The organism is Paenibacillus timonensis (genome assembly GCF_022427145.1).
Classification (GTDB): domain Bacteria; phylum Bacillota; class Bacilli; order Paenibacillales; family Paenibacillaceae; genus Fontibacillus; species Fontibacillus timonensis.
Map to the genome: position 1 here is coordinate 38,461 of NZ_JAKSXN010000019.1, position 16,168 is coordinate 54,628.

Below are 16,168 nucleotides of genomic sequence, written 5' to 3' on the forward strand. Positions count from 1 at the left end.
CTTAAGCGTCAATCGAAATGGCAATCGTCTTACTGCCAAGGTCCACGGACTCTGCAGGACCTTGCGCTTTCCCGAAAGCGACGTCGGTAATCAATACGTTCTCGCGCAGCACGTGTTCAAACGCAGTGATGGCCGCTTTCAGTTCGTCGTCGACGTCCAAAGTGAGGTGCACCCGTTTCTCGATCGGCAGATCCATCTTCTTGCGGGTATCCTGCACGGCGCGTACGACTTCGCGTACCCAACCTTCTTGCTCGAGCTCCGGCGTGATATCCGTATTGAGCGCTACGGTCAATCCATAACCGGAAGCGGAAGCGTAACCCGGTTTCGCCTGCTTTTCGACGAGCAGTTCGTCCGCCGTTACCGCCAACTCTTCGCCTTCCGGAGAAAGAATGGTAAATTGGCCTTGCTCCACGATCGCACGGGTTTGCTCCGGCGCAAGATTCTTCAGGTATCCTTGCAGGAACCCGACGTTTTTGCCGTATTTCTTGCCGGCCACCTTCAGGTTCATCTTCAGCGTGAAATCGACGAAGCCGCTGTCACTCGTTTCGATGTCGATTGCCTTGACGTTGATTTCTTCCTTGATGATGTCTTCATATTCGCTCACCGCGAACTCCCGGTCCATGGAGACGATCAGGCTGGACAACGGCTGGCGCGTCTTGATGCCGCTCTCGTTGCGGACGTTGCGGGCAAGCTCGACGATCTGCCGCGCGCTCTCCATATCCTGTTCCAACGCCGGATCGATCAGCGATTCGTCCGCCTGCGGATAATCAGCCAAGTGTACGCTCTCCCCGCCGCCCAGGTTGGTGTAAATATCCTCGGCGATCATTGGCGCGAACGGCGCGATTAGCTTGGATACCGTCAGCAGCACGTGAGTCAACGTCTGATAGGCAAACAATTTATCCTCGTTCAAGCCGCTCCCCCAGAACCGGTCTCGGGAACGACGGATATACCAGTTGCTCAGCTCGTCGATGAACCCTTCGATCGCTTGCGAGGAGTTCACGAAGTCATTCACCGCCAGGCCTTTATCTACGACCGGAATCAAGCTGTTCAGGCGGGACAGGATCCAGCGGTCCAGCTTATTCTCCGAAGGACGGTAAGCGTGCTCTTCAGGTTTATAGCCGTCGATGCCGGCGTACAGTGTCAGGAACGCATGCGTGTTGACTAACGTATCCACCACTTTGGACTTGGCTTCGGCCACGATCCCTTTAGAGAACCGTTTGCTGTTCCAAGGCGCGCTGTCGGACAAGAGCGCCCAACGGAACGCGTCCGTGCCGAACTCGTTGATGATTTCCCAAGGATCGATGACGTTGCCTTTGGATTTGGACATCTTTTGCCCGTTTTCGTCCAGCACGTGGCCGGTGGCGATGACGGCTTTGTACGGCGCTTTGCCGGTAAACAGCGTGGACACGGCCAGCAGGCTGTAGAACCAGCCGCGCGTTTGGTCGATCCCTTCGCAGATCATGTCCGCCGGGAATTGCTCCGCGAACGTCTCCTGGTTCTCGAACGGATAATGATGCTGCGCAAACGGCATCGAACCGCTGTCGAACCATACGTCGATGACTTCGCTCGTCCGTTCCATCACCCCGCCATCGCAGTGCGGGCAACGAACCTTCACTTCGTCCACGTACGGCTTATGCAGCTCCAGATCTTCGCTGACATGGCCGACCGCATGCTCGCGCAGCTCAGCGATGCTGTGAGGCGCGAACTGCCCGCCGCAATCCGGGCAAACCCACACGTTCAGCGGCGTGCCCCAATAGCGGTTCCGGCTGATGTTCCAGTCGACCAGCTCTTCCAGGAACTTGCCGAACCGGCCCTCGCGGACATGCCCCGGATACCAGTCGACCGAATTGTTGTTGGCGATCAGCTGATCCTTAACTGCGGTCGTTTCGATAAACCAGCTCTCCATCGCATAGTACAGCAGCGGCGATTTACAACGCCAGCAAAACGGATAGCTGTGCTCGTATTTCTCTTTGCTGTACAACGTTCCTTGCTCGGACAACATCTTGACGATGTCGAGGTCGCAGTCCTTCACGAACCGGCCGGCGAAATCGGTAACCACATCGGTATAACGCCCTTGGCCGTTCACAACGCTGACGAAGCTGATGCCGTTTTCCCGGCAGACGCGGTAGTCGTCTTCGCCATGCGCCGGAGCCATGTGGACGATCCCCGTACCGCTGGCGTCGGTGACGAACGATGCGCCAACGATTACGTTGATGTTATCGGCTTGAATGTAGGTGAACGGCGGCGTATAGGTTTTGCCTACGAATTCCGAACCTTTATGCGTCGACAATACCGTATAATCGCCTTTCATCACTTTCTCGACCAGGTTCTTGGCGACGATGTATACGCCGTCTTCCTGCTGCACTCGGGCGTATTCCATGTCCGGATTTACGGCCAAAGCCACGTGGGACGGCAGCGTCCAAGGCGTGGTCGTCCAGGCCAGCACATATTCGCCGGAGTCGTTCAGCTTGAACTTGGCCGTGGCGCTGAGATCCTTAACGTCCTCATAACCTTGCGCCACTTCGTGGGAGCTTAGCGACGTTTGGCAGCAAGGGCAATACGGGCTGACGCGATGGCCGCGGTACAGCAAGCCCTTATCGTGGATCGTCGCCAGGATGTTCCACACGCTTTCGATATAGCTGTTGTTCAGGGTGATGTACGGATCGTCGAGATCTACCCAGTACGCAATCGCTTCGGTAAATTCGCGCCATTGCTTCTCATAACCGAAGACGCTGTCTTTACATTTTTTCACGAATTCCTCGATGCCGTATTTCTCGATCTCTTGCTTGCCGGAGATGCCGAGTTCCTTCTCCACGCCCAGCTCGACCGGCAACCCGTGCGTATCCCAGCCCGCTTTGCGGACGACGCGGTAGCCTTTCATCGTTTGGTAGCGGCCGACGAAGTCCTTGATGACGCGTCCCAGCACGTGCCCGATATGCGGCAAGCCGTTGGCGGTTGGCGGTCCTTCAAAAAAGACGTAGTTCGGCCGGCCCGCCCGGTTTTCGATACTCCGTTTAAACGTATTTTCGCGGCTCCATTTGTCCAGAATCCGCAAGTCGCGCGTACGCGCATTTTCTTTCACGTCGACTTTCTTCATGCTTCTCTTCCTTTCTTTATTAAGCCTGGAAAATAAGAAAAAGCCCCGCCCCTAAAAGGGACGAGACTTATGCTCGCGTTACCACCCTTGTTTCATGCGCTTCAAACGCAGCCGCCGTCTGGACGAGGCCGCAAATAGGCATGACACCTTGATCCCATACGCTTCATATGGGGTCGGTATAACGGCCAACAACCGGCAAAGCTTACTAAAATCGGATTTTGATCACGAAGCAGATCAAGTAGATAATTCGACGTCGAATCTTGAATTCAACCGGGCCTTCCGTTGCTCACGTAGCTTCCAGCTACGCTCCACTACTCAGTCCCAGTTTCATCCAACCTTCTCGGTGCTGAAAATCCGACTAAAAAGAGTTCAGCTTTGCTTCTCCGGGAGGATCTTCCGTCCGCGCTTTGAACGTTGGCTTTCAGCAGGGTGCCAACTCTCTGGGGAACAAAAATCGCGGCGTACTGGTTCCCATCATCGAATAATTCCATTATGCAAGTACAATATGTAAATAGTTATATCGTATTGCCTCCCCCATGTCAACATCATCGGGCTTAGATCACGAAGCAGACCTAGTAGATGATTCGGCAGCGAATCTAGGGTTTCCCTTGAAATGTCCGTTCTCCCCCTCGTTAGTACGTTTTCCCCTCCTTTGTTCCTTCGCCTCCTCTTTTATAATGAAAGGGATATCACTCGACGTGTAAAGGAGCGAGCATACCGATGGAGACTCTCTGGCAGGGAAAATGGATTTGGCATTCCGGCGAGGCCAGCCCGCGCAACGATTGGACTTGTTTCCGCAAAACGTTTGCGTGGCCGGGAGCCGATAGCGGCAGAGCAAGTGTTAAGCTAACGGCGGATTCGAGATACGTGTTATACGTCAACGGACAGCGGGTTGGGCAAGGCCCTCCGCGATCCTGGCCGTTTCGGCTAGCCTATGACGAGTACGACATCGGCCATCTGCTGAGACCGGGACAGACCAATGCTATTGCCGTCATGGTTATGCATTTTGGCATCAGTAACTTTTATTATTTGCGGGGGCGCGGAGGGCTGCTGGCCCAATTGGAGCTTGAAAGCGGCTCTTCCGCCCAAGGACAAGGCCAGCGCGTCACCGGCCCCGACACGGCCCGGCAGGTGATGGCAGCGACCGACGACACATGGCTGACCGTTCCGCATCCAGGTCACGACCGGCGTTCCCCGAGAATGTCCTGTCAACATGCTTTTGCCGAAAAAATCGATGCCCGGCTTTGGGACGACGCCTGGATCGAAGCGGATTTCAAGCCGGGGCCGGAGTGGCAACCGGCCACCGTCATCGGCCCGGCGGGATGCGAACCTTGGGGAATGCCGGTGACGAGGGACATTCCTTATTTGACGGAAGAGCCCGTTTATCCGCGGCGCGTCGAACAGCTCAGCAAGGTCACGCCCGTGCAATTTACCGCGGCGATCGACCTGCGCAATCATTTTTATGAAGAGAGTACCGATACGGCAAACCCGGTGGAATTCCTAGGGTTGCTGACTACCGTCCTACGTTGTAAACGGCGCTGTACGGCCACGCTGGCGTTGATCGATGTCGGAGGGACTTTTCGGGGTTGCAGCCTGAACGGAGTTTGGTACGATGAGAACTCGCTGACGGGAGAAGCCCCCGAACGCTTCCTCCGCCTTGACCTCGAGCCGGGCGACCATTTTTTGCTGATCGACGTGAGCGGAGGCACGCACGGAGGCGGGTATCATTTTGCCGTGGATGCGGAGGAGCCGTTGGAGTTCTTATCGCCCCTTTCGTTCCTTCAGGCGAATCCCTCCGCCGAAATAGACGATCCCTCCGTCTTTGCCACCCTTGGTCCTTTCGACGGCGGCATCCGTTACGATCATCTCCCGAACCTGCCGATGGATGAAGGTCATCCGGATTATGTGCGGGCCAAAGGGATCTCGGATACGGCAGGTCTGCTGGGATTTACGACTTGGATGCGTCCCGTTCCCGAAGGGCTGGTTAGCCGGGAAGACGTCTTTATCCTCTCCGTGTGGAAAAGGCATGAAGTCCCCCTATCCATTCCTAGCTCGCTGCATCACGCGGTGATTCCCGGGCCCGATGTTGCGGAAGTCCCCTGCTATCCCGACGCGGATACCGAATTTGTGATCGACTTCGGCAAGGAACTGTCGGGGTATTTCGAGTTCGAAGTAGAAGCGCCGGAAGGGGCGATTCTCGATTTGTACGGATTCGAATTTATGCATCACGGCCGGCGCCAGGATACCTACGGACTGGACCATACGCTTCGTTATATCTGTGCCGGTGGACTTCGCAAGTATACTTCTCCGGTGCGGAGGGGTCTGCGTTACTGCCAGGTTACCGTACGAAACGCGGCTTCCCCCGTTCGCATCCGTTATCTACGGATGCTGCAAAGCAATTATCCCATCGCCGAGATCGGGCAATTCCAGTCTTCGGATCCGCGCTTGAATGACATCTGGCAAATCAGTCAACATACGACCCGGCTTTGCATGGAGGATACCTTCGTTGACTGTCCGATGTACGAGCAAACCTTTTGGGTCGGCGATGCCCGAAATGAAGCGCTGGTTAACTATTATTTATTTGGGGCCGACCGGATCGTGGAACGCTGCCTTCGATTGGTTCCCGGTTCAAAGTTCCAAACCCCGTTTTACGCTAACCAGGTGCCCAGCGGATGGAACAGCGTTATCCCGAACTGGACGTTTTTCTGGATTACCGCTTGCTTGGAGCTGTATCGACATAATGGGGACAAAACCTTTGCAACGGATATCTTCCCCCACATCGAATACACGCTTAAGCATTATTTAGGGCGGCTCGATGCCCGGGGATTACTGCAGATTCGCAGTTGGAACCTGTTGGATTGGGCTCCGCTGGACCAGCCGAACGACGGCATCGTTTCGCACCAGAACATGTTCCTGGTCAAAGCGCTGTCGTCCGCCGCCGCATTAGCGTCAGTTCTCGGCAATGACGAAGCCAAAGCGTTCTACGCCGATCAGGCGAACCGCTTGGCTGCCGCCATCAATACGCATTTATGGTCAGAGGAAAAAAAAGCCTATCTCGACTGCATCCATGCGGACGGTCGGCTCTCAGACATATTCAGCATTCAAACGCAAGTGGTGGCGCTGTTATGCGGAATTCCTGAACAAGCCGGGGACGAGACCGGTAGGCTCGCTTTCGTCGAAAGCCATATTCTGCGGCCGCCCAGCGCCTTCGTGCAAATCGGCAGCCCGTTTATGTCCTTCTTTTATTACGAGGCGCTCGCCAAGCTGCGCGAATGGGACGTCATGCTCGAGGACATTCGCCGCCAATACGGGCAAATGATCGATTGGGGGGCTACGACCTGCTGGGAAATGTATCCGAACTTCTCGGAAAATCGAGCAAATCCCGACCTGCTGACCCGGAGTCATTGCCATGCCTGGTCCGCAGGGCCGGCCTACTTCCTGGGCGCTTACGTCCTCGGTGTGCGTTGCCTTGAGCCCGGTTGGAGCCGCGTCCTCGTTGAACCGCAGCCTTGCGGCGGATTGTCCTGGGCTCGCGGGTCAGTTCCCGTTCCGGGAGGCGGCAAAATCGACATCTCCTGGCGCTTGGAGACACCGAGTCCCGGGAGCGTAACCGCGGGAGACGGACAAATGCCGCCTCCCCCCGCCCGGATGCATCTGCGCATCGTTTCCCCGGACGTCGTCGATATCGTGGTTCAGCCCCCGGGAGGCGTTGATGCCGTGATCGAACATATTCGTTTGGCATCCGGTTCTGGAAATTGACCCAGCCGGGGCCGGGGCCTATAATAGGGGCAACTGCAGTGGAGGAGGGGTTACGGTTGTCATTGTACCGAGGGGAGAAGGTCTTGGACGGAACCGCCTTTTTTACGGACTCCTTGCCCTTTTTCTTTAACCGGGCCGAGGAGTCGTTTGATCTGCAGATGCACAGCCATCGATTCGTGGAGATCGTGCTTGTGGCCGAAGGAGAGGGGTTTCATTTTATTGACGATCAGGTCGTTCGCGTCGCCAGAAACGATATGTTTCTGCTCCCCGCCGGAACGAAGCATGTCTTCCGCCCCTGCCATGCAGGCCCGCGTCGGCCACTAATCGTATACAATTGCCTGTATGAACCAAATAAGCTTCGGTCCCGTTTGGAGTGCCTGCCGGGCTTTGAGGAGCTGCGCCGTTCCAGGCTCTGCTTATTCGGAGAAGATGCCGCAGAACCTCCGCGGCCGTACCACTTGAAGGATGGCAGCGGACAATGGAGCACCTGGTTTCGGACGGCTTACCGTGAATATACCGAAAGAAATTCCGGTTATCTCCTTCGATTGTACAGTCTGTTCGTCGAGCTGGCGGTCATGCTGGAACGCCATTTGGAGCGCAGGGAGACCCGCCTTGCCGACGGACCGGAAAACCGGGCCATGGAGGAAGTCGTTCACCAGATCGACGCCTCCTTTCATACCCCTTTAACCGCCCGCAGCTTAGCAACCGCCAGCCATTTAAGCGAACGCCATTTTCATCGTTTATTCCGGCAATACGCGGGCTGCACGTTTAACGATTACGTCCGAAAGAAAAGAATCGAGACGAGCCGCGAGCTGCTCGCCTCCACCCGACTCTCCGTTAAGGAGATCATGCGGACCGTCGGTTATACGGACAAAAAGCACTTCTTGTCCCTATTCAAGCAAATGACCGGTGTTTCTCCTTCGGAATATCGCAGGCAAGCCGGCCCAATCGCTTGGACCAATGAGATCCAATAACAACAACGCCATTTGGCGCTCCTTCACGGAAGCCAAATGGCGTTGTTTGCGATTAATACAACTCTTGCACCTCTTGCCCTTTATCGGCGACGCGTTCGCGATTCTCCAACGTATCCCAGCTATCGCTGCTAAGCAAATCCAGCTGCGCTTCCACCAGCGTACGGAACCGAGCGCGGTAGATGGAAGCCTGCTTCTTGAGTTCTTCCACTTCCATCGCGATTTTGCGAGATTTGGCCAGCGATTCGTTGACGATCCGGTCGGCGTTCTTCTCCGCTTCCTTCACGATCAACTGGGCTTCCTTCTTCGCGTTGTTCTTCACTTCATCGGCCGCTTCCTGCGCAACGATAATCGTTTTGCTCAGCGTTTCCTCAATATTGGCGAAATGATCCAGTTTCTCTTGCAAAGTCATTAGCTGGTTGTGAAGCTCCTTGTTCTCCCGGATCACGATCTCATAGTCTTTGATCACTTGGTCGAGAAACTCGTTGACTTCATCTTCGTCGTAACCGCGAATACGTCTGGAAAACTCTTTGTTATGTATATCCAGCGGCGTTAATGGCATGATCCCCACCTCCTAGAAATTTCGAAACTTCCCTTAAAAAAGTTGTTCAAAAGTCAACTTTTGATCACGAGGTAACTCGAGAAGCGAACTCGACATCGAATCGGTGCTGAAAACCTGACTTTTTGAACTCGCACTTCAGAGGGAAGACGTGGTCATTTCAATCACGAGATACATTCAGGAAACAGTTCGAACTATCTTATTCGACAAGAATCCGCCATCTCCTGCAAAACGCCTCACACAAATTTACCGATTTTGACACGATGCCTGCCCTTTTTGGTCAAGCCGCCTGCCTCAAGCACTTTAAACCGCCCGAAGCCTTGCAGCGCGATCACGTCTCCGGCTTTCAGCGGGGTAGAGGGATCCTCCTCCGTTCTCCAATTCACCCGGCAACGGCCCGCCTTGATCGGAATCAGCACTTTGCTGCGGCTTAAGCGGAACACATCGCTGGCGATCCCATCCAGTCTCAAAGAGGCCACCGTCAATTCCAGCGGCTCCAGCTCTTTCTCCATCGTCCTCAGCTCGCTTAGGTTCAGCAGCTCGGTGAGGACGCTGACTCGATGCACCTGGTTAAGGTTCATCTGCAGGAAGGGAGCGATCTCTTCAGCTATCACCACATGGCACCCGTCCTCGCGGACATGGATGTCGCCGATTTTATCTCGTTTGAGACCCAATCCCAAAATCGCACCCAAATAATCGCCGTGCTGAAGGGCAAGAAACTTCTGGTCTCCCGAGGTGATGTCGAGCACTTTCATTCCCATCGGTTCTTGGCTGAGATCCCGGTAATCCGGAGCAATCAGCGCCCGGCGCCGTTCCGCGCCTTCATAACCGCCGTCCAGCCGGATCAGCGCATCCGGGTGACGATTGGCCAAGGACTCCAGGATAAAACACTGCCGCGGATCCAGGAAGTCGCTTAGCTTGACCTCATGATAATCCCCGGCATTTACGACCCATTCCCAGGCCCGGTCGACGAACGGCCGTTCCTCCGGTTTAAAATGTTCATAGATATCGGCTTTCATCTCTAATACCCGAAGATATAGTGCAGAACGCTCATTAATCCGAAGGCAGCCAAGCGGAGCACGAACAAGGCAATAATCGGAGAAATGTCGATCATCCCCATGATCGGAGGTATAAACCGCCGGAAGGGAGCCAAGTAAGGTTCAACCAGCTTGCCCAGCAGCTCGCCGATAAAACTTTCCCGGACATTAGGTACCCAAGACATCAAAATGTAAACCAGAATCATATAAAAGTAAATATTGTATAGCAGCCAAACGATGGAATCGATATAGCCTACCAAGCTGTCATCACCTCATTCTGTTGTAATCGGAATCCTCCGTTAAAATCTCCGTGATGGACCCCTGAATCTCGACGGTATCCGGCGTGCACAGGAAAATATTCGCCCCGACCTTGGATATACTGCCGCTTAGCGCGTAAATCGTACCGCTCAAGAAATCGATGATCCGCATCGCCTGATCATTGCGAACCCGCTGCAAATTTACCACGACCGACCGGTGGGAACGCAGATGGTCAGCGATTTCCTGCGCTTCTTCATAGGAGCGAGGTTCATAGAGGATCACCTTGACATTCTTCTGGGAGTGAATGCTGACCACGTTGTTTCCTCTCTGATTTTTACGGGATTCAAAGCTTGGGGTTTCAATTTCCGCGTCCTCTTGGCCGGAAAACCGTTCGCGCTCCACAATCTCTTCTTCTTCCTGCAAGCCCAGAAAGTTCATGAACCGGTTCATTACTCCCATTACGTCAATTCCCCTTTCCCCACTAAAAGCGTTCCGAGGCGAACCCAAGTCGCCCCTTCCTCGATCGCCACTTCGAAATCTCCCGACATGCCCATCGACAGTTCCGTCAACGGCTCCGCGGTAATCGCCAGGGCGTTCAGTTGATCGCGTAGCTCGCGCAGGCGTCGAAAGACCGGTCTTGTCCGCTCCGCATCCTCCTCGATCGGGGCCATCGTCATCAACCCGGCGATGCGGACATGCTTCAGTTCTGCGGTCTCCCTAAGAAAATCGGCCGCCGTTTCCGGCGTAATTCCCTGCTTGGACTCCTCGCCGGATACGTTCACCTGCAAAAACGCGGTAACGTTCGTTCCGAGAGCCGCGGCCCGCTTCTCCAATTCCCGGGCCAGCGACAGCCGGTCCAACGAATGAATATATTGAAATTTCCCGATGACGTCCTTGACCTTATTGCTCTGCAAATGGCCGATAAAATGCCAGGTCCCTTGTCCGCCAAGCGCTTCCCATTTGGGAACGGCCAGTTGCGGACGGTTCTCGCCGATATGCTCGATACCTTCGTCAAGGACTTCGCGAGTCGCTTCAGTCGACACGTATTTGGTTACGGCCACGACATGGACCTCTTCGCGTTTCCTTCCGCTCCGCTCGCAAGCCGCTAAAATCCGCTCTTCCACATGCTGTATTCGTTCCTTCAGCGACACGGGAAGGATCACCTCTCTTTTATGCCAATCCAGCTTGCCATCCTCCCCGTAACGCCACCTTGCGCCCGGTAGGAGTAAAAATACTGCGGATGGCAGCTTGTACACCACGTTGTACATTCGATATGAGTCGGCAATATTCCTGCTTTAATCATAATGATTCGATTGATTTCTTTCAAGTTCAGCATCGTTTTCCCTGCATGGTTTGACGCGGAAGCATAGGGCTTCCCCCCAACAATCCCATCCCCAGCGGGCAACGCCTCGCGGACTTTCTCCATCACCGCCTCGTCCACCTCGTAACAGCAGTCTCCGATGCTGGGGCCGATGGCGGTGCGAATTTCGCTTCTCCGGCTGCCGAACTCCCGTTCCATCGTTTGGATCATCTCCGCGGCAATCAGGCGGACGGTCCCCTTCCACCCGGCATGGGCCAAACCGACGACGCCCTTCCCGGGATCGGCGAAATATAGCGGAACGCAATCGGCATAAAACGAAGTCAGCAGCACCCCCGGCACGTTCGTCACTAGCCCGTCCGTTTCCTGGAAGGCGCTGCTGCGATCCAGGTACCCCTTGCCGCGATCCTCGGCACGAACCACGGCGACGGCGTTGCCGTGAACCTGCTCGCCGCAGGTCCAGGCATCGGGAGCGAAACCCAGCGCTTCGGCTAACCGGCGCCGGTTCTCCAAGACATGCTGCGGATCGTCGCCGACATGGTAGGCAAGATTCAAGCGATCGTACGGCGGCTCGCTGACCCCGCCTGCCCTTCCGGTAAACCCGACGCTGAGTCCCGGGATCAGATCCGACCACGGAGCCAACTCGAACCGTTCCGGTTGTTGGTCATTAGCATTCCTTACAAACGGTTCCATCATCCATCTCCTCAAGGTAATTAAAAATCGTCTAATTTTTATATAGTAATTCAAGTCTACCACAAATCGGCGCGGGGCCGCTTGCGGTTTCTAGCTCCGCCGCTCCGCCCGCCCATCCCGGTCAATGTACACGGTGGTATCGTAGGTCGTCTGCGTTCTGGATTCACGCAATTCCTCCATTTTGACCAGAACGACGTCGGATCCGATCTTCACGATATTTTTCCAAGGGATGATCAAATCGCTGCCGCCGCCGAATATCCCCATGAATTTCGCCCCGACGGGCACGACAATCGCTTCGATGACCCCTTGTCTGAGATCCAGCTCCAGGTCGCTGATATGCCCGAGCCGTTTCCCGTCCACGACATTGATGACGTCCTTCGTCTGGAAATCGGATATTTTCATACTCGCCCTCACCACATTGTCCATGGTTTTATCGCCCCCGTCCCGTCTGATTCACTCCGTCCCTTTACTATATGTGCGAGGAATTCAGCGCATGCGCCCTTGGCCACGGGAAAAGACGACCGAACAACGCAAAAAAGGACCGCCCCCCGGAATCCATTCGATCCCGGAAGAGGCGGCCCTTCCATTCGTCCCGTTCTATTTTCTATTTTTTGCCCAGCGCGCCGGCAGCTGCGTTTTCGCCGCCCAGACGTCCGGAGGTAAACGAATAGCCGATGCCTACGCCGTTACCGACGTATGTGTCATTAAAGAGCACGCCTTCGGATTCAAGTCCGACGGCATAAAGTCCTTTTACCGGTACGCGTTTGTCGTTCAGCACTTGGAATTTAGGGTTTACGAGCAAGCCGCCAACCGAACCCAGGTTGTTGATCTCGGCAATGATCGCATAATAAGGGCCGTCGCCCATCGGCGGCAAGTAGTCTTTGGATTTGCCAAATTCTGTGTCTACGCCGGTTTGGGTTGCTTGCGCATATTTGTTGAACGCGTCCTTGAATACTTCTGCGTCCATTCCGGCGTTTTTGGCCAATTCCTCAATCGTGTTGCCTTTATACCCGTCTCCGTTTTTCACCATGGCATCAAATACGGATACGACATTCTTCCATGGCGTGTCCAGTTTGAACTTATCGGTGAAATCCGCGTAAAATTCCGGAGGAAGTCCAGGCAGCTTCGGCGCTTTGATGCCGTTCATGCCCTTCGCTTCCAAAGCTTTCAACTGCGATTGCGAAACGATCACCAGATGGTAAGGCCCGTTAAAGGCGCTCGTATTGGCAGCCGCAACCGCCGTCAATGTAGCCGTCTCGTCTCTGAACCGGGCTCCCGAAGGGCCCACGTTCATCAAAGTTGGCAGATAGCTCAACATCAACGGGTAGCTGGCTTCGAAGGAAGAGTATTGCTTTTTCAAATCGCTGGTTGCTCTTGCCAACGTTTGGTGCAGCATTTGTCCACCGAAGTTGTCCGGCACCTTCGCACCTACTGCCCAGGACATTTTCAGACCTTCGCCGATGTTTTGCGCAAGTCCGCCATTGACTCCCTCAAAGCCAAAGGCTTCCTTCACCATCTCTTTGTTGCCGGCGTATCCGCCCGTCGCCATAACGACGCTCTTTGCGCTGATCTCCAGCGTTGTTCCGTCCGCCTTCTCCGCTACGACGCCGGTAACGGCACCTTTAGCGTCCGTCATCAGTTTCTTCGCGGTAGTTTCGGTAATGACCTTGCCGCCGTTCTTCTCTACGGAAGCCGCCAGCATCTTGCGAAGGGTTTGTTCACGGGTGTTATAAGCCGGCAGCACGTGAAGCTGTTCGCCGCCAAAGTTCATGTAAGTTGTTACATACCCTTTGTTCTTTAACCAATCGTAAGTATCTCCGGATTTCGTGACGTATTGGCGTACTGCCGCCGCATCCACTCTCCAGTGGTTATTGACGATCCAATTGGAAATTTCCTGTTCCACGTTCACCTTTAAACCATCGGCTACCGCGGCGGAAGAGTTATAAAATTTACCCGCCCAGGACAGGTTGCTGGCGCCGCCGATCACGCCGGTTTTCTCGATGATCACGACTTTGGCGCCTTTGTCCGCTGCCGTCACCGCTGCCGATACGCCGGAAGCGCCTGCGCCGACGACAACGACGTCCGCTTGAAGCTTCTCCGTCTTGCCTGCGCCAGGCTTCTTGACGCTAACCGATTTCAAGGCGTTGACGTCGCCGCCCGCTTTTTTCACGGCATCTTCTACCGCTTTCAGCATGGCATCGCTCGACACGCTTGCGCCGCTTACCGCGTCGACGGCCAGCGATTGGTTAGCCAGGATTTGCTCCTTGATTTTGTTCAGCGCGGAATCGCCGAGTCCCTCGGTTTCCGTTTGGCTGACGATCTTGATATCCTTGATCCGATCCGCTTGCTCCATCGTCACTTGCACTTTGATCACGCCGTCTTTGCCTTCAGCCTCTCCGGTATACGTCCCCGCTTTAAACGCGGAGGCCGCCGCCGCTGTGGAAGGGCTGTTTACCAGCTTCCCGGATTGCCACCCCCAGCCGAACATCGATGCGACCAATACGATGCAGATGGAAAACATGAGCATTTTGTTAAAACGTTTGCTGCGCATTCCCTCTTCTCCCCTTACTGCATATTGAAGCCTTTTTTTGTGATTGTTTTCACATGAAATGATCAAGTAAGGCTCCGAATCAAGCATAAACCTTGGTGCGGCACCAAGGTCAATAAGATTCCACTATGGGGATATGTATTTCCAAAAACGAACGTTTCGTCCCTTGATGAGTTTCGGTCAGCATCAACCGTCCGGTCACCGCGCCGGAAACGGCATATTGGCGTTCGTCCATGTAATCCAGCATAAACCGGAATGCCTCTTTGGAAAAATGCTCGCCCTGGGGCGATAAAATCACGGACGATACGCAGCGGGACGGCGGGATATACTCCAGATGCTCGTCCAATGCGATTCCGAGCTGACGCACCTCCTCTTCGGAAATCGATAAGCCCCAGCTGTAATCCATCAGATCTTCCTCTGACTCGATCGTGTCCTGCTCGATGCGGAAGCAATAAAACGAGTAAGGAAGCATCTCCATCAAGGCATTTATGGTGCCTTCCAAGCCTTTCGTGTTGAGCAGGTTGTTCTTGTCCGTTTGTTTTAGACGGTAAAGCCCCGGACGATCCACAAGCTTGCATTGGAACAGTCGGCTCTCCAAGCTCTGAACCTCCCCGCTTAGCTCGACAAGTTTATGCAGCAGCATCGTGCTTTTGCGGATCTCTTCCTCCAGCTCCTGCCTGCTGCTCTCCATCTTATCGAGAATGTCGCCCAGCGAGGCGTTTTGGATTAGGCCGGCCACGTCCTGCAGCGGAATTTGCATGCTTCGATACCATCGGCTCATCAAAAGGTCCCTGGCGTCCAGGTCGTTGAAATAGCGGTAACTGTTGTGGCGGTCCTTGACCGGCTTGACGATCTCGTGCTTCTCGTACAACCTCAACGTATCCCGGGTGATGCCCAGCAGCGAGGAAAACTCGCCAATGCAATACTTCATAATCCTTCCCTCCCGCGTATCTCGCGTTGCAAGCCTATTGCACCATTTCCATGATACAGAAGGAGCGGTTGTTCAAGATATGGAAATCTTCACAACTAAAAAAAGGTCCCCGCAGGGACCGGAATTACGACTTCACATGCTTCTGCATTTGTAAAATGGCGGATTTCTCGAGCCTGGATACTTGTGCCTGAGAGATCCCGATTTCGTCGGCAACCTCCATTTGCGTTTTTCCTTCGAAGAAACGCATGGACAAGATCATTTTTTCGCGGCGGCCCAACCGCTGCATCGCTTCGCGCAAAGCGATTTCCTCAATCCAGGACACGTCCTTGTTCTTGTCGTCGCTGATTTGGTCCATCACGTAGATGGGATCGCCGCCGTCATGGTAAATCGGCTCGAACAAAGAAACCGGATCCTGGATGGCGTCGAGGGCAAAAACAACGTCCTCCTTCGGTAAGCCCAACGCCTCGGAGATTTCGAAGATCGTGGGTTCGCGCGAGTTCTGGTTGGTCAGGTTGTCCCGCATTTGCAGCGCCTTGTAGGCGATGTCGCGCAGGCTGCGGGAGACGCGGATCGGATTATTGTCCCGCAGGTAACGCCGGATTTCCCCGATAATCATCGGCACGGCGTAGGTGGAGAATTTGACGTTCTGCGATAAATCGAAATTATCGATGGCTTTCATGAGTCCGATGCAGCCAACCTGGAACAGGTCGTCCACATACTCCCCCCGATTGTTGAACCGCTGGATGACGCTCAGCACGAGTCTCAGGTTGCCATTAACTAACTTTTCTCTGGCTGATCTTACGTGGTCCTGCTGCAACGAGTGGAACAATTCACGCATTTCCGCATTGGTTAGAACGGGCAATTTTGCGGTATCGACGCCGCAAATTTCGACTTTGTTTCGGGTCATCGTGTCTAAACCTCCCAAGGAGAAACTAATGAACAGTATCTCCCGGGGTTGCATTTTTATTCCGCTGTCCTCTTTCCGTGACGAAGCGAA

13 protein-coding genes and 1 other annotated feature are annotated in these 16,168 nt (G+C 54.6%); of the genes, 2 read left to right on the top strand and 11 right to left on the bottom strand.

Annotated elements, in window-relative coordinates; translation table 11 throughout:
• Position 1 precedes the first annotated feature (1 nt).
• Positions 2–3,097: an isoleucine--tRNA ligase gene (gene ileS, locus MJ257_RS09515; RefSeq protein WP_240269027.1), complete on the bottom strand. Its 3,096-nt coding sequence runs from the start codon at positions 3,095–3,097 to the stop codon at positions 2–4.
• Between the two features lie 53 nt (positions 3,098–3,150).
• Positions 3,151–3,584 (bottom strand) — a binding site (T-box leader).
• A gap of 233 nt (positions 3,585–3,817) precedes the next feature.
• Here ileS and MJ257_RS09520 point away from each other — a divergent pair.
• Both MJ257_RS09520 and MJ257_RS09525 read left to right on the top strand, forming a co-directional pair.
• On the top strand, positions 3,818–6,856 hold the full coding sequence (locus tag MJ257_RS09520) for a family 78 glycoside hydrolase catalytic domain (protein ID WP_240269028.1): 3,039 nt from the start codon (positions 3,818–3,820) through the stop codon (positions 6,854–6,856).
• A gap of 56 nt (positions 6,857–6,912) precedes the next feature.
• Positions 6,913–7,830 (top strand): AraC family transcriptional regulator, encoded by a 918-nt coding sequence (locus MJ257_RS09525; RefSeq protein WP_240269029.1) that lies wholly within the window; start codon positions 6,913–6,915, stop codon positions 7,828–7,830.
• A gap of 52 nt (positions 7,831–7,882) precedes the next feature.
• On the opposite strand, the gene MJ257_RS09530 is transcribed toward MJ257_RS09525, so the two are convergent.
• The 10 genes from MJ257_RS09530 to sigG all read right to left on the bottom strand — a co-directional run bounded on the left by MJ257_RS09530 (position 7,883) and on the right by sigG (position 16,078).
• Entirely contained in the window at positions 7,883–8,389 is a 507-nt protein-coding gene (locus MJ257_RS09530; protein WP_178023106.1) for a DivIVA domain-containing protein, read from the bottom strand.
• 233 nt (positions 8,390–8,622) lie between these two features.
• Positions 8,623–9,405 carry a YlmH family RNA-binding protein gene (locus MJ257_RS09535; RefSeq protein ID WP_240269030.1) on the bottom strand — a complete coding sequence of 261 codons (783 nt, stop codon included), beginning with the start codon at positions 9,403–9,405 and terminating at the stop codon, positions 8,623–8,625.
• 2 nt (positions 9,406–9,407) lie between these two features.
• On the bottom strand, positions 9,408–9,683 hold the full coding sequence (locus MJ257_RS09540; protein ID WP_270405957.1) for a YggT family protein: 276 nt from the start codon (positions 9,681–9,683) through the stop codon (positions 9,408–9,410).
• Positions 9,684–9,690: 7 nt separating this feature from the next.
• The gene (locus MJ257_RS09545; RefSeq protein WP_240269031.1) at positions 9,691–10,140 is read right to left on the bottom strand and encodes a cell division protein SepF; all 450 of its coding nucleotides are present in this window, start codon (positions 10,138–10,140) and stop codon (positions 9,691–9,693) included.
• The gene (locus MJ257_RS09550) at positions 10,140–10,832 is read right to left on the bottom strand and encodes a YggS family pyridoxal phosphate-dependent enzyme (protein ID WP_240269032.1); all 693 of its coding nucleotides are present in this window, start codon (positions 10,830–10,832) and stop codon (positions 10,140–10,142) included. Before MJ257_RS09550 ends, MJ257_RS09545 begins: the two co-directional genes overlap by 1 nt.
• Before the next feature lie 8 nt (positions 10,833–10,840).
• Positions 10,841–11,692, bottom strand: a complete 852-nt coding sequence (gene pgeF, locus MJ257_RS09555; RefSeq protein WP_240269033.1) for a peptidoglycan editing factor PgeF — start codon at positions 11,690–11,692, stop codon at positions 10,841–10,843.
• Between the two features lie 90 nt (positions 11,693–11,782).
• Positions 11,783–12,118 carry a YlmC/YmxH family sporulation protein gene (locus MJ257_RS09560; RefSeq protein ID WP_240269034.1) on the bottom strand — a complete coding sequence of 112 codons (336 nt, stop codon included), beginning with the start codon at positions 12,116–12,118 and terminating at the stop codon, positions 11,783–11,785.
• Positions 12,119–12,296: 178 nt separating this feature from the next.
• Positions 12,297–14,243: an FAD-dependent oxidoreductase gene (locus MJ257_RS09565; protein WP_240269035.1), complete on the bottom strand. Its 1,947-nt coding sequence runs from the start codon at positions 14,241–14,243 to the stop codon at positions 12,297–12,299.
• Between the two features lie 109 nt (positions 14,244–14,352).
• Positions 14,353–15,171 carry a MerR family transcriptional regulator gene (locus tag MJ257_RS09570; RefSeq protein WP_240269036.1) on the bottom strand — a complete coding sequence of 273 codons (819 nt, stop codon included), beginning with the start codon at positions 15,169–15,171 and terminating at the stop codon, positions 14,353–14,355.
• A 124-nt stretch (positions 15,172–15,295) separates the two neighbouring features.
• Positions 15,296–16,078, bottom strand: a complete 783-nt coding sequence (gene sigG / locus MJ257_RS09575) for an RNA polymerase sporulation sigma factor SigG (RefSeq protein ID WP_036621413.1) — start codon at positions 16,076–16,078, stop codon at positions 15,296–15,298.
• Between the last annotated feature and the right edge of the window lie 90 nt (positions 16,079–16,168).

Bases quoted from the DNA above. Each gene is read 5' to 3' on its own strand.
- ileS (WP_240269027.1), bottom strand. From the start codon at position 3,097: ATGAAGAAAGTCGACGTGAAAGAAAATGCGCGTACGCGCGACTTGCGG.
- MJ257_RS09520 (WP_240269028.1), top strand. From the start codon at position 3,818: ATGGAGACTCTCTGGCAGGGAAAATGGATTTGGCATTCCGGCGAGGCC.
- MJ257_RS09530 (WP_178023106.1), bottom strand. From the start codon at position 8,389: ATGCCATTAACGCCGCTGGATATACATAACAAAGAGTTTTCCAGACGT.
- MJ257_RS09535 (WP_240269030.1), bottom strand. From the start codon at position 9,405: ATGAAAGCCGATATCTATGAACATTTTAAACCGGAGGAACGGCCGTTC.
- MJ257_RS09545 (WP_240269031.1), bottom strand. From the start codon at position 10,140: ATGGGAGTAATGAACCGGTTCATGAACTTTCTGGGCTTGCAGGAAGAA.
- pgeF (WP_240269033.1), bottom strand. From the start codon at position 11,692: ATGGAACCGTTTGTAAGGAATGCTAATGACCAACAACCGGAACGGTTC.
- MJ257_RS09560 (WP_240269034.1), bottom strand. From the start codon at position 12,118: ATGGACAATGTGGTGAGGGCGAGTATGAAAATATCCGATTTCCAGACG.
- MJ257_RS09565 (WP_240269035.1), bottom strand. From the start codon at position 14,243: ATGCGCAGCAAACGTTTTAACAAAATGCTCATGTTTTCCATCTGCATC.
- MJ257_RS09570 (WP_240269036.1), bottom strand. From the start codon at position 15,171: ATGAAGTATTGCATTGGCGAGTTTTCCTCGCTGCTGGGCATCACCCGG.
- sigG (WP_036621413.1), bottom strand. From the start codon at position 16,078: ATGACCCGAAACAAAGTCGAAATTTGCGGCGTCGATACCGCAAAATTG.